The organism is Enterobacter sp. ENT02, assembly GCF_019219165.1.
In the GTDB taxonomy this organism is placed as follows: Bacteria; Pseudomonadota; Gammaproteobacteria; order Enterobacterales; family Enterobacteriaceae; genus Enterobacter; species Enterobacter mori.
Genome location: NZ_JAHUWD010000002.1, coordinates 397659 through 421755, shown reverse-complemented (window position 1 = coordinate 421755; position 24097 = coordinate 397659). Strand labels below are relative to the sequence as shown.

The following is a 24097-nucleotide window of genomic DNA, read 5'->3' as shown; positions in this document are numbered from 1 at the left end:
CTCAACTCAACATAATAAAAACCCCGCAGGGATGCTGCGGGGGTGAATAACAGCAAATTAACCGTGACGACGTTCGAAGTCGATCATGAAATCGGTCAGCGCTTTGACGCCTTCAAGCGGCATAGCGTTATAGATGGAGGCACGCATGCCGCCCACCACACGGTGGCCTTTCAGCGCGTGCAGACCCGCAGCGAAGGATTCATCCAGGAAGGCTTTATCCAGGTTGCTGTCGGCCAGCTGGAACGGCACGTTCATGCGGGAACGGTTAGCGATGGCCACATCGTTACGGTAGAAATCGCTCTTGTCGATCACGCCATACAGCAGTTCAGCCTTCTGCTGGTTAACCTTATCCATCTGCGCCACGCCGCCGTTTTGCTTCAGCCATTTGAAGACCAGGCCGGAAAGGTACCAGGCAAACGTTGGTGGCGTGTTGAACATAGAATCGTTATCGTTCAACACGGTGTAATCGAGAATCGACGGGCAGGATTTGTGTGCTTTGCCCAGCAGGTCTTCACGCACAATCACAATAGTCAGCCCCGCGGGGCCGATATTTTTCTGTGCGCCAGCGTAGATCACACCGTAACGGCTAACGTCCAGCGGCGTGGAAAGAATGGTCGAAGAGAAGTCCGCGGTAACAACCACGTTTTCACCAAAGTTTGGCTCTTCATGGATGGCGATACCGTCAATGGTTTCATTCGGACAATAGTGGAGATAGGCTGCGTTATCAGAAACTTGCCACTCGCTCATCGGCTTAACGCCGCGCAGGCCGTCAACGGTCACTTTGGCGTCGATAACATTCGGTGTGCAGTACTTATGCGCTTCTTTGACAGCGCTGGCCGCCCAGTAGCCCGCGTCCACATAATCAGCGGTAGTTTTGTCTCCCAGCAGGTTGAGCGGGATACCGGCAAACTGACCTCGCCCACCGCCGTGGCAGAACAATGCTTTGTAGTTCGAGGGAATGTTCAGCAGATCGCGAAAATCCTTTTCTGCCTCTTCCGCCACCTGAATAAACTCTTTACCACGGTGGCTAACTTCCATCACCGACGTACCCAGACCGTTCCAGTCACACAGCTCCTGTTGAGCCTGTTTAAGCACGTCTGCCGGTAACATTGCCGGACCTGAACTGAAATTAAAGACTTGAGCCATTTCCCCTCACCACGCTAAAAGCCATAAGTTATAACTGTGGATATCGGTTTTATCATTCAGTGACACGCGCCGCAATGTCTAAAACTTATGCCCCATGAAATGTGCCCCGCGTCACACAAAACAATCTGCCGCCTCGCTAAGACAAAACCGACAAAATGCCTGTCAGGTGATACGTTTGGCCCGGCTAACCTTCGTCCATTCCGGATTTGCACAGCGGGGGCATAATTGACGATCCCCCGGCTGCATCGCCACAACGTGGCTACATCTTACGCAAGCATATTCACCTGATTCAGGTACCGTTCTGAAACGCTCAATCAGCATATCCGGCAAGATACACAGTCCCGGCTTCACCTCGTCGTCAGAATAGTAATAGACGCTGATCTGCCCGTTGGTTTCCATGATCGCCAGCCGCACCTGCCCGAGCTGTTCAACGCTGTTCAGGCGTAGCTCCATAAAGAACTCAAACTCGGTCATATTGGCGCTTTGCACGTTTTCCCAGGCCAGCTGTCCGTCCTCGACGATAACGACCGGCTTCCCTTCAAGCAGATCTTCCAGCTTTTCGCTTTTCGACATCAGCCACATGACAAGACGGTAAAGTAGCGCCAGTGAGACAAAAACGATAAACACCGGCACCATCGGCACATCGTCATAAAAGGCGACGTCCCCCGCCGCTGACCCCAGCGTCAGGATGATCAACACTTCAAAGAGCGACATCTGCCGCACGCCGCGACGGCCAGTGATTTTAAGAAACAGGAAGACGAGTACGAAGGTATACAGGCTGCGCAGCGCCACTTCGCCCAGAAACTCAGGAGGAACTTTATCAAACGCCATCCGCTGGAGATCAAATGCTTTCATTTTTCTATGCCTTAACAGTCAGTTACTGCCACTAAGCATAGCCCAGCCTTTTATTTTCGCCGAAGATAGCACCCGTCACGCAAAACCCGTATCATTGCGCGCTTTACGTACGATAAAAGTGAACGCCATGACTCAAACGTTTATCCCCGGCAAAGACGCCGCTCTGGAAGATTCCATCGCTCGCTTCCAGCAGAAACTGACCGACCTGGGTTTTAACATCGAAGAAGCCTCCTGGCTCAATCCGGTGCCGCATGTCTGGTCCGTGCATATTCGCGATAAAGACTGTGCCCTGTGCTTTACCAACGGTAAAGGCGCGACAAAAAAAGCGGCACTGGCCTCTGCGCTGGGTGAGTATTTTGAGCGTCTGTCCACCAACTATTTCTTCGCTGACTTCTGGTTGGGCGAAACCATCGCTAACGGCCTGTTCGTTCACTATCCGAACGAAAAATGGTTCCCGCTGACCGAAGACGACGAACTGCCGGAAGGCATTCTCGACGCGCGCCTGCGTGCGTTCTACGATCCAGATAACGAACTGACTGCCAGCATGCTGATCGATCTGCAGTCCGGTAACGAGGATCGCGGTATCTGCGCCCTGCCGTTTACCCGCCAGTCTGACGAAAAGACCGTTTACATCCCGATGAACATCGTCGGTAACCTGTATGTATCTAACGGTATGTCCGCTGGTAACACCCGCAATGAAGCGCGCGTGCAGGGTCTGTCTGAAGTCTTCGAACGCCACATTAAAAACCGCATCATCGCCGAATCCATTAGCCTGCCTGAAATTCCGGCAGACGTGCTGGCGCGCTATCCGGGCGTGGTGGAATCCATCGCTAAGCTGGAAGCAGAAGGTTTCCCAATCTTTGCCTATGACGGCTCGCTGGGCGGCAAATATCCCGTTATCTGCGTCGTGCTGTTTAACCCGACCAACGGCACCTGCTTCGCCTCCTTCGGCGCGCACCCGGACTTCGGCGTGGCGCTGGAGCGTACCGTGACCGAGCTGCTGCAGGGCCGTAGCCTGAAAGATCTCGACGTGTTCACCCCGCCAACCTTTGACGATGAAGAAGTGGCCGAGCATACCAACCTCGAAACCCACTTCATCGACTCCAGCGGTTTGATCTCCTGGGACATGTTTAAGCAGGATGCAGACTATCCGTTCGTGGACTGGAGTTTTGCCGGTACCACGGAAGAAGAGTTCGCCACGCTGATGGCAATCTTCAAAGCGGAAGACCAGGACGTCTATATTGCTGACTACGAACACCTTGGCGTCTACGCGTGCCGCATTATCGTTCCTGGCATGTCCGACATCTACCCGGCTGAAGATCTGTGGCTGGCGAATAACAGCATGGGCGCGCACCTGCGCGAAACGCTGCTGGCCCTGCCGGGCAGCGAGTGGGAGAAAGAAGATTATCTGAACCTGATCGCCCAACTGGACGAAGAAGGCCACGATGACTTCACCCGCGTGCGTGAACTGCTGGGTCTGGCGACCGGTAAAGACAATGGCTGGTACACCCTGCGTATTGGTGAGCTGAAAGCGATGCTGGCTCTTGCGGGTGGCGATCTGGATCAGGCCCTGGCCTGGACCGAGTGGACCATGGAATTCAACCAGTCCGTCTTCTCAGCCGAGCGCACCAACTACTACCGCTGTCTTCAGACGCTGTTGCTGCTCGCTCAGGAAGAGGACCGTGAACCTCTGCAGTACTTGAATGCCTTTGTTCGTATGTACGGTGCAGATGCCGTCGAAGCAGCCAGCGCGGCGCTGAGCGGCGAAGAGCCGTTCTATGGCCTGCAGGCTGTTGATAGCGATCTGAAAGCCTTCCCGGCACATCAGTCGCTGCTGAAAGCGTATGAAAAATTACAGAAGGCAAAAGCCGCTTACTGGTCAAAATAAGCGCACATAACATTACCAGATGTAGGCGTATCCAATCGTCTGGGCTATATTACGGGGCAATTTCATTGCCCCTTTTTTTATTTTTTCGGTAATGACGTTTGATTGTAATAATTAAGTTAATTACGGGTAAATATAATAATACTTACCTGGGCTGGACTGTTACTTTTTGTGGTAAATACTCCATTTTAATTAACTGTTTTACGGGAGGCCTAACGAAAAAATTCAACTCTTTTCATAACTTTTAAAATTTATTTTTATACGGATAATCAAATACTTACTCCGCATTCGCTGTAAATCCATACACATTGCGGGCCTATAAGCCAGGCGAGATATGATCTATATCAATTTCTCTTCTATAATGCTTTGTTAGTATCTCGTCGCCGACTTAATAAAGAGAGAGTTAGTGTGAAAGCTGACAACCCTTTTGATCTTTTACTCCCAGCTGCAATGGCCAAAGTTGCCGAAGAAGCGGGTGTCTATAAAGCAACGAAACACCCGATGAAGACGTTCTATCTGGCGATCACGGCCGGTGTGTTCATCTCAATCGCTTTCGTCTTCTACATCACTGCCACCACCGGTACTGCCGGGATGCCTTTCGGCATGGCCAAACTGATTGGCGGCATTTGCTTCTCACTGGGTCTGATTCTTTGCGTCATCTGCGGCGCCGACCTCTTCACCTCTACGGTGCTGATTGTTGTGGCGAAAGCCAGCGGAAGAATTACCTGGGGTCAACTGGCACGCAACTGGCTAAACGTCTATGTTGGTAACCTGATTGGCTGTCTGCTCTTTGTTCTGTTGATGTGGCTCTCTGGCGAGTACATGACCGCCAACGGTGGCTGGGGGCTTAACGTCCTGCAAACCGCTGACCACAAAATGCACCATACATTTATCGAAGCTGTTGCCCTCGGCATCCTCGCAAACCTGATGGTCTGCCTGGCCGTCTGGATGAGCTACTCAGGTCGTAGCCTGATGGACAAAGCCATGATTATGGTTCTACCGGTTGCGATGTTTGTTGCGAGCGGCTTCGAGCACAGTATTGCGAATATGTTTATGATCCCAATGGGGATTGTTATCCGCAACTTTGCGAGCCCGGAGTTCTGGACCGCAGTTGGTTCAAATCCGGAAAGTTTCTCTCACCTGACTATCATGAACTTCATTACTGATAACCTGATCCCTGTCACTATCGGGAACATTATCGGTGGGGGTCTGTTAGTTGGGTTGACATACTGGGTCATTTACCTGCGTGGCGACGACCATCATTAATGGTTGTCTCAGGCAGTAAATAAAAAATCCACTTAAGAAGGTAGGTGTTACATGTCCGAGCTTAATGAAAAGTTAGCCACAGCCTGGGAAGGTTTTGCGAAAGGTGACTGGCAGAATGAAGTAAACGTACGTGACTTCATTCAGAAAAACTATACCCCGTATGAAGGTGACGAATCCTTCCTGGCTGGCGCAACTGACGCGACCACCAAGCTGTGGGACAGCGTAATGGAAGGCGTTAAACTGGAAAACCGCACTCACGCGCCAGTTGATTTTGACACCTCCGTTGCATCCACCATCACTTCTCACGATGCTGGCTACATCAACAAAGCCCTTGAGAAAATCGTTGGTCTGCAGACTGAAGCACCACTGAAACGCGCAATCATCCCGTTCGGTGGCATCAAAATGGTTGAAGGTTCTTGCAAAGCGTATAATCGCGAGCTGGACCCAATGCTGAAAAAAATCTTCACCGAATACCGCAAAACCCACAACCAGGGTGTATTCGATGTTTACACCAAAGACATTCTGAACTGCCGTAAATCTGGCGTTCTGACCGGTCTGCCAGATGCGTATGGCCGTGGCCGTATCATCGGTGACTACCGTCGCGTTGCGCTGTACGGTATCGACTTCCTGCTGAAAGACAAATACGCACAGTTCGTTTCCCTGCAGTCTGACCTGGAAAACGGCGTAAACCTGGAAGCGACTATCCGTCTGCGTGAAGAAATCGCTGAACAGCACCGCGCACTGGGTCAGATCAAAGAGATGGCTGCTAAATATGGCTGCGATATCTCTGGTCCTGCTACCAACGCTCAGGAAGCTATCCAGTGGACCTACTTCGGCTACCTGGCCGCGGTTAAGTCTCAGAACGGTGCAGCAATGTCCTTCGGTCGCGTATCCACCTTCCTGGATGCGTACATCGAACGTGATATCAAAGCAGGCAAAATCACCGAGCAAGACGCTCAGGAAATGATTGACCACCTGGTCATGAAACTGCGTATGGTTCGCTTCCTGCGTACCCCTGAATACGATGAGCTGTTCTCTGGTGACCCAATCTGGGCAACAGAATCAATCGGTGGTATGGGCGTTGACGGCCGTACTCTGGTAACCAAAAACAGCTTCCGCTTCCTGAACACCCTGTACACCATGGGTCCTTCTCCGGAGCCGAACATCACCGTTCTGTGGTCAGAAAAACTGCCTCTGAACTTCAAGAAATTCGCCGCTAAAGTGTCTATCGATACCTCTTCTCTGCAGTACGAGAACGATGACCTGATGCGTCCGGACTTCAACAACGACGATTACGCTATCGCTTGCTGCGTAAGCCCAATGGTTGTTGGTAAACAAATGCAGTTCTTCGGTGCGCGTGCAAACCTGGCGAAAACCATGCTGTACGCAATCAACGGCGGCGTTGATGAAAAACTGAAAATGCAGGTTGGTCCTAAGTCTGAGCCGATCAAAGGCGACGTTCTGAACTTCGACGAAGTGATGGATCGTATGGATCACTTCATGGACTGGCTGGCTAAACAGTACGTCACAGCGCTGAACGTTATCCACTACATGCACGACAAGTACAGCTACGAAGCCTCTCTGATGGCGCTGCACGACCGTGACGTGGTTCGCACCATGGCATGTGGTATCGCGGGTCTGTCCGTTGCCGCTGACTCCCTGTCTGCAATCAAGTATGCGAAAGTTAAACCAATTCGTGACGAAGACGGCCTGGCTGTAGACTTCGAAATCGAAGGTGAATACCCGCAGTTTGGTAACAACGACTCTCGCGTTGATGACATGGCGGTTGACCTGGTAGAACGTTTCATGAAGAAAATTCAGAAACTGACGACTTACCGTAACGCTATCCCGACTCAGTCTGTTCTGACCATCACCTCTAACGTTGTGTATGGTAAGAAAACCGGTAACACCCCAGACGGTCGTCGTGCTGGCGCGCCATTCGGCCCAGGTGCTAACCCAATGCATGGTCGTGACCAGAAAGGTGCAGTTGCCTCTCTGACCTCCGTTGCTAAACTGCCGTTTGCTTACGCGAAAGATGGTATCTCTTATACCTTCTCTATCGTGCCAAACGCGCTGGGTAAAGACGACGAAGTGCGTAAAACTAACCTCGCGGGTCTGATGGATGGTTACTTCCACCACGAAGCGTCTATCGAAGGTGGTCAGCACCTGAACGTGAACGTAATGAACCGTGAAATGCTGCTCGACGCGATGGAACACCCTGAGAAATATCCTCAGCTGACCATCCGTGTATCTGGCTACGCAGTACGTTTTAACTCCCTGACTAAAGAACAGCAGCAGGACGTTATCACCCGTACTTTCACTCAGTCCATCTAACTGGAATTGACTGAAATCACGCGTTAAAAAGCGTACAATAAAGGCTCCACGTCAGTGGGGCCTTTTTAGCACCCTCTCCATCTCAGTCTCTTTTGTCCGCTATCTATACTTAATGGATAACAGCCAAAACAGACTAAGAGCCTTTCCCATTAGGCGTAATTGTCGCAGCCAGTTTGAACACGGACAGCGCGCAGCAACCGGAGCGTACACATAGTACGTGAGGATTGTGAGCACTGCCCAGGTTCAAAATGGCAAGTAAAATAGCCTAATGGGATTGGCTCGTAACACAGCCGGTTTTGAGCTGTGCATACACAGGCCCCGGACGGGCCGATGCTGGAGATATCACCGCAATGTCAATTATTGGTCGCATTCACTCCTTTGAATCCTGTGGCACCGTCGATGGCCCGGGCATCCGCTTTATCACCTTTTTCCAGGGCTGCCTGATGCGCTGCCTGTACTGCCATAACCGTGACACCTGGGATACGCATGGCGGTAAAGAAGTAACCGTTGAAGATCTGATGAAAGAGGTGGTGACCTACCGCCACTTTATGAACGCGTCCGGCGGCGGTGTCACCGCGTCCGGCGGCGAGGCCATCCTGCAGGCTGAATTTGTCCGCGACTGGTTCCGTGCCTGCCGCAAGGAAGGTATCCATACCTGTCTCGACACCAATGGCTTTGTACGCCGCTACGATCCGGTTATTGATGAACTGCTCGAAGTGACCGATCTGGTCATGCTCGATCTCAAACAGATGAATGATGAGATCCACCAGAACCTGGTTGGCGTCTCCAACCACCGCACGCTGGAATTTGCCAAATACATTGCCGACAAAGGCATCAAAACCTGGATCCGCTATGTGGTCGTGCCGGGCTGGTCAGATGATGATGATTCCGCGCACCGTCTGGGCGAATTTACCCGTGATATGGGCAACGTGGAGAAAATTGAGCTTCTGCCCTATCACGAACTCGGTAAACACAAATGGGTGGCTATGGGTGAAGAATATAAGCTTGATGGCGTGAAGCCGCCGAAAAAAGAGACGATGGAACGCGTCAAAGGTATTCTTGAACAGTACGGCCACAAGGTGATGTATTAAAGAAAAGGCCCGGTGAAAACCGGGCCTTTTCTATATTCTATTTGAAGACGCCGTTAATAACGGAGGTCACAATCGCGGTACTCAATGCGATTAAGACCAGGTCATCCCCCACCACCCGCCATTCATAGCCCGGATAAGAAGGAAGTTGGCCCAGCATAGAAGCTGGCACAGTTTTCTTCGCAATTCCCGGAGGCAGCGGTTTACCGCGCGCCAGGTTTTTTGCGATCCCCGGAGGCAGAGAATCATAGCCCGTTAAGCCGTAATTCAGTGCCAGATGGCGGGCATGATCGAAGCTCACACGAACGTCGACATCATTACTGACATCTTTGCTGTTTTTGAAGCTCTTATCCGATTTTCCCGGATTGTCCTTACCGTTATTTTGCTTATTACCATGGTCACCAGAATTCCCGTTGCCATGATTGCCGCTATTACCTTGTCCACCACCGTTTCCGTGACCACCGCCATTCCCATTTCCAGGATTAGCCATGACCGGAGCGGTTGCAAACGTTAAAGACAACACTACGGCAAGCGCAGTAGTGGAAAAACGACGAATAGACATGATGACTGCCTTATTGTGGTAGGACTCCTGTGAATTATCGCCTGGTGAGATAAACACACAATAAGTAAAACTCTTAGTTGTGATGGGGACAAAAAAGCCTGTCATCGACAGGCTTTTATTTAATCAGGCATGTGCCACTGGCGTTGGGTGCTCGCCCGCTTTGCGCAGTAGCATTAAGAGATAAATAAACGATACGCTGGCGATCATGATAAACAGCAGGTTATCGGAATAATTCTGCATCAGCATCGCGGTAAACGTCGGCCCTAATAAACTGCCGATGGTATAGCTCAGTAACAGCGCCTGATTCATCGCCACCAGCTGGTGATGTTCAACTTTCTCACAGGCCCAGGCCATCGCAACAGGATAGAGCGTAAAGCCCGCAGCCCCAAGTATAAACAGGGCCGGTGCCATGGCGGCATTGCTGAGCATCGCAAGGCATCCCATGATCACCACGAAGACCTGAACGCGCAGCACCAGCAGGCGACCAAAGCGGTCAGCCAAACGACCGACAGGCCACTGCCCTACAATCCCGGCGCTGACCATCACCGCCATCCAGAACCCTATTCCGGAATCGCTCACGCCCTGATGATTCAGGTAGAGCGGCATCAGGCCATAGAGCGAACCCAGCACAATCCCGGAAATAATACAGCCGTTAATCCCCAGGCGCGCATGGCGCAGCCTCAGCATCGGCCAGATGTGGGTCGCTTCCTGATGCTCACTGTTCTGGTTCACAATGCGCGTAAACAGCAGAGGCAGGATTGCGGCCAGCACCATGCCCGTTACCCACGGCAGAACGCTCATCAGGTCGGTTGGCAGCTTGCTCACCATCAGTTGCCCCAGCACGGTGCCGACGTAGTAAACCATCATATAGGCGGCAAGCAGGCGTCCGCGGTTACGTGACGTGCCGCTGCACATCAGCGCACTTTCAACCACCACCCAAATCATCGCGCAGCCTACGCCAGCGATAAAGCGCCATGCCATCCAGCTCCAGAAACCAACCATCAGTCCCAGCCCGGCACATCCGGCGGCAAAAATCAGCGAAGCCAGATAATAGCTGCGATTAAAGCCAAAACGCTTAATCAGGCTACCGGTTAATAATGTGCCCAGCAGATTCCCGGTAAAAAAGGACGAGCTGACCATACCCACCTGCCAGGTCGGTAAGTTTTCATGGGCGAGCCACAGCGGGACGAGCGTATTTAACACTGCGATCGCCAGGGTCAACAGAAGCAGGCCACAGAGCAACAGAAGCACTGGCCGGGTATAGGTGGTCATGGATTAAAAACCGTGAGGAAGTTCAGATTTCGTGCGCATCATGCCACTGGCAAAAACAAAGTCAATCCACTGATTTAAGCGCCACGCACAATATGATCCCTGTCGATTTAAAAAACTTATCCTGCTAATGCCACGCCTGCTATAGATATTAATTATGTCTCTGTTTTTATTTATTAATGCCCGAAATTAAAACAAAACGACAGTCGAAAAATTTCATGATTGAAAAAAGAGAAGCCGGGCGCTCGGGCCCGGCTTGATAGAACTAAATACAACGCTAACTGGCGATAGCCATACCAACGGTCATATGCAACCCGTAGAACACTCCGCGGCCAATCAGTTCACCCGCCAGTACCAGCACAAAGGCCAGTGACAGCAGCGGCAGCGCGGGCTGATAACCTTTAAGCTGAGGGGCGATCCAGAATACCAGCGCCGCGACCAGCAGAACGATGCGCCAGGCCATCAGCGAACCGTAATCCGGGACCAGGGCAGATGCCTGCTGAATCGAACTGTGAATCGTTGCCAGCTCCGCCCCTTGCATCAGAGCAACCACAGCGCTCACGACCAAAGCCAGCAGCGATACGGCAGGCAGCAAACGCATTGCCCAGCCATCCACACCCGCGACGCGCAGCAGCAGGTAGCCGAGCAGCGGCCCGCCAATAAACATCGTCAGGAAGAAGCTCATCGGTGTCCAGATGCTATACCAGGTTGGGACAGTATCAATGGTGTTATAGACACGCACCATCATCCACACGAACACCACGCCCAGCACCATCGTCACAATCAGCCACAGGCTACGCAGAGCCGCAGGCAATTTATTCAGCGCGGCCAGCAGCCAGCCCAGTCCGCCAACAGCAAAGAAAATCGCCCCACTGGCAATCTCGTTACTGAGAGATGATGCCCCCACGCGGTTCAGAGAGTTGAACGCGCGCATTGGTGAACCGAGGTGCAGCGTAGAAGCAATAAAGCCAAGCCCCATCAGTACCCAAAGGCCAAACATGCTCAGCACCAGACGCTGCTGCTGTTCAGCGTTGAGATTACCCTTCAACAGCGCCAGCGCGAGCACAATGAAGCCACCCGCCACGCACTGCCCAAAGACCGTGAAGATCATCAGCGGCCATTCATGCCATCCACTTCCCATCTCACACCTCCTTCGGGTTTGCCAGATAGCCGGTGGTATCACCTGTAGGACGGCTGTTGGCGTTAGGTTTAATCACAATGCTCGGCTTCGTGAAGTGCGCGGACGGCAGCGGCGCAACGGCAGCAAGCTGGCCATGTTTTTTACGCAGCTCTTCAATTGGGCCAAAGTCCAGCGCGCGCAGCGGGCAGGATTCCACGCAGATCGGTTTTTTACCGTCGGCCACGCGGGAGTGGCAGCCGTCGCACTTGGTCATATGGCCTTTTGCTTCGTTGTACTGCGGCGCACCGTACGGACACGCCATGTGGCAATAGCGGCAGCCGATGCAGACATCTTCGTCCACCACCACAAAGCCGTCTTCACGCTTGTGCATCGCACCGCTCGGACAGACTTTGGTACAAGCCGGATCTTCGCAGTGGTTGCATGCAATTGACAGGTAGTAGGCAAAGACGTTCTGATGCCAGACGCCGTTATCTTCCTGCCAATCGCCACCGGCGTATTCGTAAATACGGCGGAAGCTCACGTCCGGCGTCAGGTCTTTGTAATCTTTGCAGGCCAGCTCGCAGGTTTTACACCCTGTGCAGCGGCTGGAATCAATAAAAAATCCATACTGGGTTGTCATCGGTTACTCCTTACACCTTTTCAACCTGAACAAGGTTCGTGTGGGACGGGTTGCCCTTCGCCAGTGGCGACGGCCGCTGTGTGGTCAGTACGTTAATACTGCCCGCCTGGTCAATGCGGTTTGCATCCGGGTTATACCAGGCCCCTTCCCCCAGCGCGACAACGCCAGGCATCATGCGCGGAGTGACTTTGGCTTCGATATGTACCTCACCACGACCATTGAAAATGCGTACGCGGTCACCATTGTTGATTCCACGTGCTTTGGCATCCATCGGGTTGATCCACATTTCCTGGCGGCACGCGGCTTTCAGTACATCGACGTTGCCGTAGGTTGAGTGGACGCGGGCCTTGTAATGGAAACCGGTCAGCTGCAGCGGGAATTTCGCGGTAAGTGGATCGTTGTAGTTTTCGAAACCCGGCGTGTAGATTGGCAGTGGATCGATAACATCCCCTTCCGGCAGCTCCCAGGTGGAGGCAATTTTTGCCAGCTCTTCGGAGTAAATTTCGATTTTGCCCGACGGTGTGGTCAGCGGGTTAGCCTGCGGGTCTTCGCGGAAGGCTTTGTACGCCACGTGATGCCCTTCAGGGTCACGCTGTTTGTACATCCCCTGCTTGCGGAAGGTGTCGAAGTCCGGCAGGTCAGGGATAGCGTTACGAGAGAGCTCGTGCAGATGGCGCATCCAACCTTCCTGCGTCCTCCCCTCGGTAAACTGCTGCTCTACGCCAAGACGCTTCGCCAGCTCAGAGGTCATCTCATAGATGGTTTTGCACTCGAAGCGCGGTTTAATCGCCTGGTCGGTAAAGATCACGTAGGACATGTTGCCGCAGGAGGCATCGAGGGCGAAATCCATCTGCTCTGACGCGGTACAGTCCGGCAGCAGGATATCGGCATATTTCGCCGACGATGTCATGTGGCAGTCAATCACCACAATCATTTCGCACTTCTTGTCATCCTGCAGGATTTCATGGGTACGGTTGATTTCGGAGTGCTGGTTGATAAGACAGTTGCCGGCATAGTTCCAGATCATCTTGATCGGCACATCCAGCTTGTCTTTGCCACGCACCCCGTCGCGCAGCGCGGTCATCTCAGGACCACGTTCGATTGCATCCGTCCACATAAACATGGAAATGCTGGTCTGCACGGGGTTGTCCAGCGTCGGCATGCGTTCAAACGGCAGCGAATACGAGCCTTCACGGGCGCCGGTATTCCCGCCGTGAACACCGACGTTGCCGGTCAAAATGGAGAGCATGGAGATTGCGCGGGTCGCGATTTCGCCATTGGCGTGACGCTGCGGCCCCCAGCCCTGGCTGATGTAAGCCGGTTTGGCTGAGCCAATCTCACGCGCAAGCTGAACAATACGCTCAACCGGTATCCCGGTAATGGTGGACGCCCACTCAGGTGTTTTCGCCACGCCGTCACTGCCCTGACCGAGAATATACGCCTTATAGTGGCCATTGGCAGGCGCGCTGGCGGGCAGCGTTTTCTCGTCATAGCCGACGCAGTATTTATCCAGGAAAGGCTGATCGACGAGGTTTTCGGTGATCATCACCCATGCCAGCGCTGAGACCAGCGCCGCATCGGTACCCGGACGGATTGGGATCCACTCGTCTTCACGTCCGGCACCGGTGTCGGTGTAGCGCGGATCGATGATGATCATGCGGGCGTTGGATTTGGCGCGGGCCTGTTCGAGGTAGTAGGTCACCCCGCCGCCGCTCATGCGCGTTTCACCCGGGTTGTTACCGAAGAGTACGACCAGCTTACTGTTTTCGATATCAGACGGGCTGTTACCGTCGGCCCAGCCACCGTAGGTGTAGTTGAGACCTGCCGCAATCTGCGCGGAAGAGTAGTCGCCGTAGTGGTTGAGATAACCGCCGCAGCAGTTCATCAAGCGTGCTACCAGCGTTTTTCCCGGCGGCCAGGATCGCGTCATCGTGCCGCCGAGCGTCCCGGTGCCGTAGTTCAGGTAGATGGACTCGTTGCCATACTCTTTGATCAGACGCTGCATGTTGGTCGCGATAATATCGTAGGCTTCGTTCCAGCTAATGCGCTCGAACTTCCCTTCCCCACGCTTACCGACACGCTTCATCGGGTATTTAAGACGATCCGGGTTATAGACGCGGCGACGCATGGAGCGCCCGCGCAGGCAGGCGCGAACCTGATGCAACCCTTCATAGTTATCGTCCCCGGTGTTATCGGTTTCGACATATTTAATTTCACCATCCACCACATGCATGCGCAGTGGACAACGGCTACCGCAGTTAACGGTACATGCACTCCACACCACTTTTTCCGGCGCTGAGGCTGGGGATAATGCATCCGCCGCCGATGCTAGTCGGGTAAAAGGGAGCGTGAAGGCGCTGCTGGCTACAGCCAGGCCGCCAATTGCCGTGGTTTTCATCAACCCACGGCGAGTGACCTCGGCAGCCATTAACGCTTCAGGCGCTTTGATTTTCATAAAGACTCACTTTGGTTGCTCACAAAGAAAAGAGAGGCGGCACAGACCGCTATATAGTTTTATATAGAACGAATTTCTTCGTTATCAGCTTTTTATGCTGGCTTTCATTCGGAGGAGTATTACTACTTTAGAGGGAGAGATTATTGAGTCGTATCAATTAGCAGGCATAAAAAAAGCGCCCTGAGGCGCTTTCTTGTTTTAAGACATATTATTAGCCGATGAACTGCTGGCCCTTCATGTAGGGACGCAGCACTTCCGGGATCTCAATACGTCCGTCTGCCTGCTGATAGTTTTCCAGCACGGCAACCAGCGTACGACCCACAGCCAGACCAGAACCGTTCAGGGTGTGCACCAGACGGGTTTTCTTGTCGGACTTGCTGCGGCAGCGAGCCTGCATGCGGCGCGCCTGGAAATCCCAGACGTTAGAGCAAGAGGAGATTTCACGGTAGGTGTTCTGCGCAGGTACCCAAACTTCCAGGTCGAAGGTTTTGCAGGCACCAAAGCCCATGTCGCCGGTGCACAGCGCCATACGGCGGTACGGCAGACCCAGCAGCTCCAGCACTTTCTCAGCGTGGCCGGTCATCTCTTCCAGCGCGTCCATAGACTCTTCCGGACGGACGATCTGCACCATCTCAACTTTGTCGAACTGGTGCATACGGATCAGACCGCGCGTGTCGCGACCGTAAGATCCTGCTTCAGAACGGAAGCACGGAGAGTGTGCGGTCAGTTTGATTGGCAGGTCGTCTTCGTCGATGATCTCATCACGCACGAGGTTAGTCAGCGGCACTTCCGCGGTTGGGATCAGCGCATAGTTGCTGCTGTCTGCTTCCTCGTCCAGCGGACGGGTGTGGAACAGATCGCCGGCAAATTTCGGCAGCTGACCCGTACCGTACAGCGTATCGTGGTTAACCAAATACGGTACGTAGGTTTCGCTGTAACCGTGCTGCTCGGTGTGCAGATCCAGCATAAACTGTGCCAGCGCACGGTGCAGATGAGCAATCTGGCCTTTCATGACCACGAAGCGAGAACCGGTCAGCTTAACCGCCGCCGCAAAGTCCAGGCCCGCGTGCATTTCGCCCAAGGTCACATGATCGCGAACCTCGAAGTCGAACTCGCGAGGCGTGCCCCAGCGTTTCACTTCAACGTTGTCGTTTTCATCTTTGCCGACAGGCACGCTGTCGTCAGGAATGTTCGGGATAGCCAGGGCGATATCACGAATTTCGGTCTGAAGAACGTCCAGTTCAGCTTTCGCCTGATCCAGCTCTTCACCCAGTTTGTTCACTTCCAGGCGTAATGGCTCAATATCTTCCCCGCGCGCTTTCGCCTGGCCGATGGATTTCGATCGAGAATTACGCTCTGCCTGCAGATTTTCAGTTTGTACCTGCAGAACTTTACGACGCTCTTCAAGAGCGCGCAGCTTATCTACATCCAGCTTAAAGCCCCGGCGTGCCAGTTTTTCAGCGACTGCGTCTGGCTCATTACGCAGCAGATTGGGATCGAGCATGCTTATCCTGTGCTTATCGAATTAAAATAGGAAAAGTGACCACAGCCTGCGGTCACAGGGATACAACGCCAACATTACCGCAACGATAGCGCTAACGGTAGCGTTTTATAGGGCTATTTTGATCCTGTCCGGCAAGCCAGGCGAGCTTTTCGCCAATCTTACCCTCAAGACCTCTGTTTGTGGGGTGATAATAGCGGGTTTGTGCCATCTCCTGCGGGAAATAGTCCTCTCCGGCGGCATAGGCATTGGGTTCGTCGTGGGCGTAACGATACTCCTGACCGTACCCCATCTCTTTCATCAACTTTGTTGGTGCGTTACGCAGATGAACCGGCACATCATAGTCCGGCCGCTCGCGCGCATCAGACATTGCTGCTTTGAAGGCGGTATAAACCGCATTACTTTTCGGCGCGCAGGCCAGATAGACAATCGCCTGCGCAATCGCACGCTCGCCTTCCGCAGGGCCGACGCGGGTGAAACAATCCCAGGCGGAGATAGCCACCTGCATGGCGCGCGGGTCCGCATTACCGACATCTTCTGATGCAATCGCCAGACAGCGACGTGCGACATACAGCGGATCGCCACCTGCGGTAATAATGCGCGCGTACCAGTAGAGCGCCGCATCGGGGGCACTACCGCGCACAGACTTATGCAGCGCCGAGATCAGGTCGTAAAAACGATCGCCTTTATTATCAAAACGCGCGCTGCGTTCACCGGCTATTTCAGTGAGCAATTCAGGCTTCAGCACCCGCTTGCCGGAATCATCCATTTCGGCCATATCGGCCATCATTTCCAGCGTGTTCAATGCCCGACGCGCATCACCGTTAACCAACTGAGCAATCGCGAGGCGCGTCTCATCCGGTAGAACGATGTCTTGTCCGCCGTAGCCCCGCGCTTTGTCATCCATCGCCTGGGTGAGCACCTTTTCGATATCGTCTGTAGTCAGCGATTTGAGCAGGTAAACGCGTGCACGGGAAAGAAGTGCTGAGTTAAGTTCAAAGGATGGGTTTTCCGTGGTGGCACCGATGAAGAAGATCGTGCCGTCTTCAATATGTGGCAGGAAGGCATCCTGCTGGCTCTTGTTGAAGCGGTGAACTTCGTCCACGAAGAGGATAGTCCGGCGTCCTGCATTGCGGTTCTGCCGCGCACGCTCGATCGCTTCGCGGATCTCCTTCACGCCGGAGGTCACGGCAGAAATCCGCTCAACGTCCGCGTTTGCATATCGGGCGATCACTTCAGCGAGGGTCGTTTTACCGGTGCCTGGTGGCCCCCAGAGGATCATCGAGTGCAGATGCCCGGCCTCAATGGCGCGTGGCAACGGTTTCCCGGCAGCCAGCAGATGCTGTTGGCCGATGTACTGCGCTAAATTTTCTGGCCGCATACGAGCGGCCAGAGGTTGAAACGCATTATCTGAAAAATCGAGCGACAGATTGCCCACTCATGCCTCTTACTTATTACGTTGGTCATCCACCGTTACGCCCTGCGGCGGGGTAAAGGTGAATTTTGATGCATCAACAGCGCCGTTTTGCTGCGTTTTCAGCTGGTAGCTGCTGCGCTGGTCATCTTGCTCAACCGCACCGAACTGATTGATCGTGCCGTTGCTGCTCACGTTAATGGTGAACTGCTTCAGGTTGCCGTTGCTGCCTTTCGGCGTCAGGACAAACTCATCACCGTTTTGTTTGATGTTGTACTGCTGCCAGTCGCTGGACTGGTTGCGGGCAATCAGCATAAACGGCGTATTGCTGGTCGCATCTTTCAGCCAGGTCGCCGTGGCTTGTTCAACAAACGGGTTGAAGAACCACAGGGTTTTACCGTCAGACACCAGGATACTCTCATCCGGCTGGGTCATGTGCCAGTTGAAGAGATTTGGGCGTTTTACCCACAAATCTCCCTGGCCTTCCTGCACCGCGTTGCCGCTGCCGTCAGTCACTTTTTGCGTGAAGCTGGCGTGGAAGCTGCTTACTTTATCCAGTCGGCTTTTAAGGTCGCTGGCTGCATCAGCCCAGACGCTGCTGGCAACAAAACTGGTGAGTAAAGCACAGGCGATAGCGATTTTTTTCATTGTTATTCCTTAAAATACGTCTTCCCGATATGGGGTTTCCGTCTTCTATTCTGGCCCTGCCCGAAGGCAGGCGACAGAAGAAAAGGCTTAATTTTGGCTGATTTACCCTTCTTTGCAATCGCTGAAGGTTAATCAAACGGCGGCGGAGCCAGCACCTCGCGGTTACCGTTATGCCCCTGCTCGCTCACAATCCCCTGCGCTTCCATCTGCTCGATGATACGCGCCGCGCGGTTGTAGCCGATACGGAACTGACGCTGCACGCCAGAGATGGACGCTTTGCGTTTTTCGGTCACGAAGTTAACCGCCTGATCGAATAACGGATCCAACTCTTCACCGCCGTCAAAGCCACCGCCGCCGCCTTCGCTCTCGCTGTCAGAGGTGATCCCGTCCACGTATTGTGGACGACCGCGCGCTTTCCAGTCCTGCACGACAGCGTGAACTTCCTCATCGCGGACAAATGCACCGTGGACACGCACCGGCGAGGTGGAGTTCGGACCTGAGTAAAGCATATCCCCCATGCCCAGCAGCGACTCAGCGCCGCCCTGGTCAAGAATGGTACGGGAGTCAATTTTACTTGATACGGTAAACGCAATACGCGTCGGAATGTTCGCTTTGATAAGCCCAGTAATAACGTCCACGGAAGGACGCTGCGTCGCCAGCACAAGGTGAATACCCGCCGCACGCGCTTTCTGCGCCAGACGAGCAATCAGCTCTTCCACTTTCTTACCGACGGTCATCATCAGGTCAGCGAACTCATCAACCAGCACGACGATATAAGGCAGTTTTTCCAGCACCGGATGCTGGGCATCCATGCTATCACCCGGCTTCCAGTAAGGATCCGGAATAGGACGTCCCATGCGCACAGCCTGGGCGATTTTCTCGTTATAACCGGCCAGGTTACGCACGCCCAGCGCAGACATCAGCTTGTAGCGGCGTTCCATCTCATTGACGCTCCAGCGCAGGGCGTTGGCGGCGTCTTTCATGTCCGTCACCACTTCCGTGAGCAGATGCGGAATACCTTCGTAGACCGACAGTTCGAGCATTTTCGGGTCAATCATGATGAAACGCACATCTTCCGGCTGCGCTTTGTACAGCATGCTGAGGATCATGGCGTTCACGCCGACTGACTTACCGGAACCGGTGGTACCGGCAACCAGCAGGTGAGGCATTTTCGCGAGATCTGCCACCACCGGATCGCCTGCGATATCTTTACCCAGCACCACGGTCAGCGGGGACGGGTTATCGCGGAACTTGGTGTTATCCAGCACTTCTCGCAGGTAAACGGTCTGACGTTTCTTGTTCGGCAGCTCAAGGCCAACGTACGGCTTGCCAGGGATCACTTCCACCACACGTACCGCAACGGTCGACAGGGAACGCGCCAGGTCTCGTGACAGGTTAGAAATACGCGCTGCTTTTACGCCTGGCGCCAGATTCAGTTCGAATCGTGTGATTACCGGACCCGGTGAGTAGTTCACCACATCCGCCTTGATGCGGAAATCAGCCAGACGGGCTTCGACCAGACGCGCCATTTGTTCGAGCGCAAAGGTATCGACCGGCTCCACTTCTGACGGTGGCGGCGTTAACAGATCCAGCGACGGCAGCGGCGTGCTTGGACGCTGCAGCGGACGGCTATCGCCGTTTCGCATCAGCAGCGGGTGAATAAGGCTTTCCTGCGGCTGAGGCGCAGGCTGCTGGAACTGCGGCGGCTGTGGCGCAGGCTGCTGTGGCTGCTGCGTGTAGGCCTGAGGTGCAGGCTGCTGGCGCACGGGTTCAGCGTCCGGCATTACGCTCGGCGTAAACAACGGTTCGCTTGGGCCATCATCCACCAGATCTTTCATCGGTGAGAATTCAAAATCCGTCAGCGAGAACGGGTTCGCGCCCGAAGGCTGTTCACCAGAATAACGTTGCTGCTGCGTAGCGGCGAACTGGCGGGCTAATTCCGCTTCTGCCGCATCGTCTTCATCTTCCTGGATTTGCTCGTCGTGCTGATATTCTTCACCGTAACGCTGATTTTGCTGCGCGGCGAACTGACGCGCCAGCTCATCCTGATGAAGTTCATCGGCGTCGTCTTCATAGTCCGATTCACGCGCTTTTTCCTCAGCCATACGCTGGGAAGGCAGCTTGATACCGTAGGAAGCCAGCTCGCGGCGCGTGGGCACACGTACGCGATTAGGACGAGGCAATTGCGGGCCAATGCCCTCTTTCACCTGAGGACGAGGCGCACCGCCGGTCGCCAGGCTAAAGACTGGTGCCGCAGCGGCGGCAGCGACAGAGGCTTGCTTCACGCTCTCTGCCACAGGCGTGGGATCTACTGGCGGTACGGAAACGGAAGGCGCTTTTGTGACAGGCTCTTGCACCGGCTCCGGCACAGGTTGATACCAGGCTGCCAGCTGCTCGCGCTCACGGGCACGGCGCTCTTCCACTTCTTCAAAGTAGTACAGTGGTGGACGAGATGGTTTCGCCTCTTCCGCCACGTCAGGCTCAGGTTGTGCGTATGGCTGCGCAGGTTCAACCGGTTCCGGTACATACGGCTGTGCGACCGGCTGCTCATATTCCGGGTACCCCTGTGGTTCATAAACAGGCTCCGGCTGATAAGGCTGCTGCCATTGTTCCTGCTGCACAGGAACATAGCTTTCTGGTTCAGGCGCAATAACAGGTTCCGGGGTGTGAACACCCGGCGCAGTCTGCCAGTCAACCTGAGGTTGCTGGATAACCGACTCCGGTGCCGGAACGGGCGCGGAGGGCATTACGGCTTCCGCTGGCGCAGCGAAAGCCTGCGCTGCCGTGGTAGCGGCAGCAGCGGCTGCGACCGGCTCTGTCACGGAATGACCATTCAGCAGCGGATCGTATTCATCAAAATCGCCCGGCATCGCACGGTTGCCGGAGAACAGAACATCATCAGGATCGACGGCGGCGCCCGCCGCACGGTACTCAACCTGCTCGTCTTCATCCATGCGTTTGCCGGAGAAGAGCGCCGCATCTGTTTTACGCCCAAGCGGATTGGCAAATTTTTCAGCGACGCGCTGACGACGCGCGAGCGCGCCACGAAGAATACGGGCCCGACGAGATTCACGACGCTGTACCGGCGCCTCGTCTTCCTCTTCGTACTCATCTTCATATTCGTCTTCATCGACCCACGTATCGTCACGACGGGTACGGTTACTGGCGAAAGTGAGGATAGTGAGAATAAAGCTGCCGATCTTCTCGGCGATGCTCACCCACGACCAGCCAGTAAACAGGGTCAACCCTGCGGCCCAGATGCAAAGCAGCGTCAGGGTACCTCCGCTGCTGTGAAGCATCGGCTGCAGGGCGGAACTCAGCAGGCTGCCGATGACGCCACCGGATGCGAAGTACCAGATATCGTCGGCGTTTATTGCCGCCAGCCCGCACGATGTGAGGATCAATGCCAGCGCGCCAATCAGGCGCAGCGATACCGCGAAGTAATCGATGTAGTCGTCATTCTGACGATGACGCCAGGCAAACCAGCATCCGCCAATGATAATGACGGGAATGGTATAGGCCATCACACCGAAAATGAAAAAGAGCGTGTCCGCAAGCCAGGCACCCGGTACACCGCCTAAATTATGGATAGGCTCATGCCATGCGGTTTGCGACCAGCTGGGATCGGAGGGGTTGAAACTGAGTAAGGCTGCCATCAGCCAGACGGCGAAAAGGGCAATAACCAACAGCAAAGCCTCGAGGAGACGACGTCCGCTGCTTAGCTTCGATAGTGTGACTTCTTTGTCTTCAGTGTATTCCTGGCTCAAGAAAGGCTCTCCAGGTATCAGGCATATCCTGCCTGTTTGCTAAAACGGACAACAGCGCCGGGGACTCCCCGGCACTGTTGCTGTATGGATTAACAGGAGTGTAATCAAACTACGCTGATTTTGCACCTGTTCCGTGTTAGCGCGTCTTAATGACCAGACGATTGCTCTGTTTAACCTCTTCCATCACCACATACGTACGGGTGTCGTTCACGCCCGGCAGACGCAGCAAGGTTTCACCCAGCAGCTTACGGTAGGCGGACATATCAGGCACGCGGGTTTTCAACAGATAGTCGAAATCACCGGAAACCAGATGACACTCTTGAATTTCTTCAAGTTTTTGCACAGCGGAGTTGAATTGTTCAAACACATCCGGCGCACCACGATTCAGAGTAATCTCAACAAATACCAGAAGTGAGGCATCCAGATAATGCGGGTTAAGCAGAGCCGTATAGCCCTGAATAAAACCCTGTCTTTCCAGTCGGCGCACACGCTCAAGGCACGGCGTCGGGGAAAGTCCCACACGTTTTGAAAGCTCGACGTTGGAAATACGCCCATCCTTTTGCAATTCATTAAGAATGTTACGATCGATACGGTCGAGATCTTTGCCAGGGCGCTTCTTGCTATCTACCATTATTATTGTCTCTCTGTATTCCTTCCCTACTCCTGCCTGGACCCTGTGCACATCACTGTTCAGAGCCTGTACCCGTTAGTCATCACATCGCCTGGTTATGTATTAGACGCGATGCGGATTCGGGTTCTGTTGGTAAGAAGACCGTTGCCCGAAGGCAGTCACCGACATCACGTATGGCGTCTGTCCACGCCATGCGTAGATTTCACTGACACGGTAAAAATGGCATTTACGTGCATGCCTATGCGGCACACGGTTAACGCGGTTTTTTTTTCTTCCTTGAATGTTTTCGCAAAAGCGCAGGTGATTGTCAAAGCAAAACATCGATTTTTAGTACAACATGCCGGATATTCATTACGGCAGGGTATTAATCGTCATTTTATTGCCTTATAAACGACCGGATTTCAGGCGAAATAGTGATGTTATAGCGCCTCATTCATCGTCCATGGCTATTACACAGATTGATATCAAAATTGCTGCGCTCTTTTTTTACGACAACAAATTCCCTACAATCCAGCCATATGTCTGCCAACAACAATGGGGATCTCATGGGCACGGCCAAACACAGTAAGCTGCTAATCCTTGGTTCTGGACCTGCGGGATATACCGCAGCGGTCTATGCTGCACGCGCTAACCTGCACCCGGTACTCATCACCGGTATGGAAAAAGGCGGTCAGCTGACCACCACCACCGAAGTGGAAAACTGGCCAGGGGACCCGAACGACCTGACCGGGCCGCTGCTGATGGAACGTATGCACGAGCATGCCGCCAAATTCGAAACTGAAATTCTGTTCGACCACATCAATAAGGTCGATCTGCAGAACCGTCCGTTCCGCCTGACCGGCGACAGCGGCGAATACACTTGTGACGCGCTGATCATCGCCACCGGCGCCTCTGCCCGTTACCTTGGTCTGCCATCTGAAGAAGCGTTCAAGGGCCGCGGCGTATCTGCCTGCGCTACCTGCGACGGTTTCTTCTATCGCAATCAGAAAGTCGCCGTGATCGGCGGCGGTAACACCGCAGTGGAAGAAGCGCTCTACCTGGCAAACATCGCCTCTGAAGTGCACCTGATCCACCGTCGCGACACCTTCCGCGCTGAGAAGATCCTGATCAAACGCCTGATGGATAAAGTGGCAAGCGGCAACATCGTGCTTCACACCCACCGTACCCTGGAAGAGGTCACGGGCGACCAGATGGGCGTTGCCGGTCTGCGTCTGCGCGATACCCAGAACACCGATAACATCGAGTCGCTGGAAGTGGCGGGCCTGTTTGTGGCGATCGGTCACAGCCCGAACACCGCGATCTTCGACGGTCAGCTGGAACTGGAAAACGGCTACATCAAAGTGCAGTCCGGCATTCACGGTAACGCGACCCAGACCAGCATCCCGGGCGTGTTCGCGGCTGGCGACGTGATGGACCATATTTATCGTCAGGCGATTACCTCTGCGGGCACCGGCTGTATGGCCGCGCTGGACGCTGAACGCTACCTCGACGGACTGGCTGAACAAGGTAAATAATC

Annotated in this window: 17 protein-coding genes; 5 read left to right on the top strand and 12 right to left on the bottom strand. The window is 54.0% G+C overall.

The window, feature by feature from the left end; all coding sequences use genetic code 11:
• Window positions 1-57: 57 nt before the first annotated feature.
• A complete protein-coding gene (serC, locus tag KW829_RS07915) occupies window positions 58-1146 on the bottom strand; it encodes a 3-phosphoserine/phosphohydroxythreonine transaminase (RefSeq protein ID WP_218307972.1) in 1089 nt (362 codons plus the stop codon).
• A gap of 162 nt (window positions 1147-1308) precedes the next feature.
• Window positions 1309-2001, bottom strand: a complete 693-nt coding sequence (locus tag KW829_RS07910; protein WP_023310994.1) for a DUF421 domain-containing protein — start codon at window positions 1999-2001, stop codon at window positions 1309-1311.
• 127 nt (window positions 2002-2128) lie between these two features.
• On the opposite strand from KW829_RS07910, the gene ycaO reads away from it, so the two are divergent.
• From ycaO to pflA, 4 genes are all read left to right on the top strand, one after another.
• A complete protein-coding gene (ycaO, locus tag KW829_RS07905; protein ID WP_218307971.1) occupies window positions 2129-3889 on the top strand; it encodes a 30S ribosomal protein S12 methylthiotransferase accessory factor YcaO in 1761 nt (586 codons plus the stop codon).
• A gap of 405 nt (window positions 3890-4294) precedes the next feature.
• The gene (focA, locus tag KW829_RS07900) at window positions 4295-5152 is read left to right on the top strand and encodes a formate transporter FocA (protein WP_126543592.1); all 858 of its coding nucleotides are present in this window, start codon (window positions 4295-4297) and stop codon (window positions 5150-5152) included.
• Window positions 5153-5203: 51 nt separating this feature from the next.
• On the top strand, window positions 5204-7486 hold the full coding sequence (gene pflB / locus KW829_RS07895; RefSeq protein ID WP_089597765.1) for a formate C-acetyltransferase: 2283 nt from the start codon (window positions 5204-5206) through the stop codon (window positions 7484-7486).
• A gap of 350 nt (window positions 7487-7836) precedes the next feature.
• Window positions 7837-8577 carry a pyruvate formate lyase 1-activating protein gene (gene pflA / locus KW829_RS07890; protein WP_010429226.1) on the top strand — a complete coding sequence of 247 codons (741 nt, stop codon included), beginning with the start codon at window positions 7837-7839 and terminating at the stop codon, window positions 8575-8577.
• A 37-nt stretch (window positions 8578-8614) separates the two neighbouring features.
• Here pflA and KW829_RS07885 read toward each other — a convergent pair whose 3' ends face one another.
• From KW829_RS07885 to lrp, 10 genes are all read right to left on the bottom strand, one after another.
• On the bottom strand, window positions 8615-9136 hold the full coding sequence (locus KW829_RS07885; RefSeq protein ID WP_120158466.1) for an anti-virulence regulator CigR family protein: 522 nt from the start codon (window positions 9134-9136) through the stop codon (window positions 8615-8617).
• A gap of 123 nt (window positions 9137-9259) precedes the next feature.
• Window positions 9260-10408: an MFS transporter gene (locus KW829_RS07880; RefSeq protein WP_089597767.1), complete on the bottom strand. Its 1149-nt coding sequence runs from the start codon at window positions 10406-10408 to the stop codon at window positions 9260-9262.
• 274 nt (window positions 10409-10682) lie between these two features.
• Entirely contained in the window at window positions 10683-11546 is an 864-nt protein-coding gene (locus tag KW829_RS07875; RefSeq protein ID WP_218307970.1) for a dimethyl sulfoxide reductase anchor subunit family protein, read from the bottom strand.
• 1 nt (window position 11547) lies between these two features.
• Window positions 11548-12165 carry a dimethylsulfoxide reductase iron-sulfur subunit DmsB gene (gene dmsB, locus KW829_RS07870; RefSeq protein WP_089597769.1) on the bottom strand — a complete coding sequence of 206 codons (618 nt, stop codon included), beginning with the start codon at window positions 12163-12165 and terminating at the stop codon, window positions 11548-11550.
• Window positions 12166-12175: 10 nt separating this feature from the next.
• Window positions 12176-14620 (bottom strand): dimethylsulfoxide reductase subunit A, encoded by a 2445-nt coding sequence (gene dmsA / locus KW829_RS07865; protein WP_218307969.1) that lies wholly within the window; start codon window positions 14618-14620, stop codon window positions 12176-12178.
• 211 nt (window positions 14621-14831) lie between these two features.
• On the bottom strand, window positions 14832-16124 hold the full coding sequence (gene serS, locus KW829_RS07860) for a serine--tRNA ligase (RefSeq protein ID WP_010429208.1): 1293 nt from the start codon (window positions 16122-16124) through the stop codon (window positions 14832-14834).
• Window positions 16125-16215: 91 nt separating this feature from the next.
• On the bottom strand, window positions 16216-17559 hold the full coding sequence (gene rarA, locus KW829_RS07855) for a replication-associated recombination protein RarA (protein WP_042717436.1): 1344 nt from the start codon (window positions 17557-17559) through the stop codon (window positions 16216-16218).
• A gap of 9 nt (window positions 17560-17568) precedes the next feature.
• Window positions 17569-18183 (bottom strand): outer membrane lipoprotein chaperone LolA, encoded by a 615-nt coding sequence (gene lolA / locus KW829_RS07850; RefSeq protein WP_010429202.1) that lies wholly within the window; start codon window positions 18181-18183, stop codon window positions 17569-17571.
• A 128-nt stretch (window positions 18184-18311) separates the two neighbouring features.
• On the bottom strand, window positions 18312-21950 hold the full coding sequence (locus KW829_RS07845) for a DNA translocase FtsK 4TM domain-containing protein (RefSeq protein WP_218307968.1): 3639 nt from the start codon (window positions 21948-21950) through the stop codon (window positions 18312-18314).
• Between the two features lie 136 nt (window positions 21951-22086).
• Window positions 22087-22581 carry a leucine-responsive transcriptional regulator Lrp gene (gene lrp, locus KW829_RS07840; RefSeq protein ID WP_002439523.1) on the bottom strand — a complete coding sequence of 165 codons (495 nt, stop codon included), beginning with the start codon at window positions 22579-22581 and terminating at the stop codon, window positions 22087-22089.
• A gap of 545 nt (window positions 22582-23126) precedes the next feature.
• Between lrp and trxB the strand changes: the two genes are divergently transcribed.
• On the top strand, window positions 23127-24095 hold the full coding sequence (gene trxB / locus KW829_RS07835; RefSeq protein ID WP_010429185.1) for a thioredoxin-disulfide reductase: 969 nt from the start codon (window positions 23127-23129) through the stop codon (window positions 24093-24095).
• Window positions 24096-24097: the final 2 nt, after the last annotated feature.

Excerpts from the sequence above, each read along its gene's own strand:
- serC (WP_218307972.1), bottom strand. The coding sequence starts at position 1,146 with ATGGCTCAAGTCTTTAATTTCAGTTCAGGTCCGGCAATGTTACCGGCA.
- KW829_RS07910 (WP_023310994.1), bottom strand. The coding sequence starts at position 2,001 with ATGAAAGCATTTGATCTCCAGCGGATGGCGTTTGATAAAGTTCCTCCT.
- ycaO (WP_218307971.1), top strand. The coding sequence starts at position 2,129 with ATGACTCAAACGTTTATCCCCGGCAAAGACGCCGCTCTGGAAGATTCC.
- pflB (WP_089597765.1), top strand. The coding sequence starts at position 5,204 with ATGTCCGAGCTTAATGAAAAGTTAGCCACAGCCTGGGAAGGTTTTGCG.
- pflA (WP_010429226.1), top strand. The coding sequence starts at position 7,837 with ATGTCAATTATTGGTCGCATTCACTCCTTTGAATCCTGTGGCACCGTC.
- KW829_RS07885 (WP_120158466.1), bottom strand. The coding sequence starts at position 9,136 with ATGTCTATTCGTCGTTTTTCCACTACTGCGCTTGCCGTAGTGTTGTCT.
- KW829_RS07880 (WP_089597767.1), bottom strand. The coding sequence starts at position 10,408 with ATGACCACCTATACCCGGCCAGTGCTTCTGTTGCTCTGTGGCCTGCTT.
- KW829_RS07875 (WP_218307970.1), bottom strand. The coding sequence starts at position 11,546 with ATGGGAAGTGGATGGCATGAATGGCCGCTGATGATCTTCACGGTCTTT.
- dmsB (WP_089597769.1), bottom strand. The coding sequence starts at position 12,165 with ATGACAACCCAGTATGGATTTTTTATTGATTCCAGCCGCTGCACAGGG.
- dmsA (WP_218307969.1), bottom strand. The coding sequence starts at position 14,620 with ATGAAAATCAAAGCGCCTGAAGCGTTAATGGCTGCCGAGGTCACTCGC.
- serS (WP_010429208.1), bottom strand. The coding sequence starts at position 16,124 with ATGCTCGATCCCAATCTGCTGCGTAATGAGCCAGACGCAGTCGCTGAA.
- lolA (WP_010429202.1), bottom strand. The coding sequence starts at position 18,183 with ATGAAAAAAATCGCTATCGCCTGTGCTTTACTCACCAGTTTTGTTGCC.
- lrp (WP_002439523.1), bottom strand. The coding sequence starts at position 22,581 with ATGGTAGATAGCAAGAAGCGCCCTGGCAAAGATCTCGACCGTATCGAT.
- trxB (WP_010429185.1), top strand. The coding sequence starts at position 23,127 with ATGGGCACGGCCAAACACAGTAAGCTGCTAATCCTTGGTTCTGGACCT.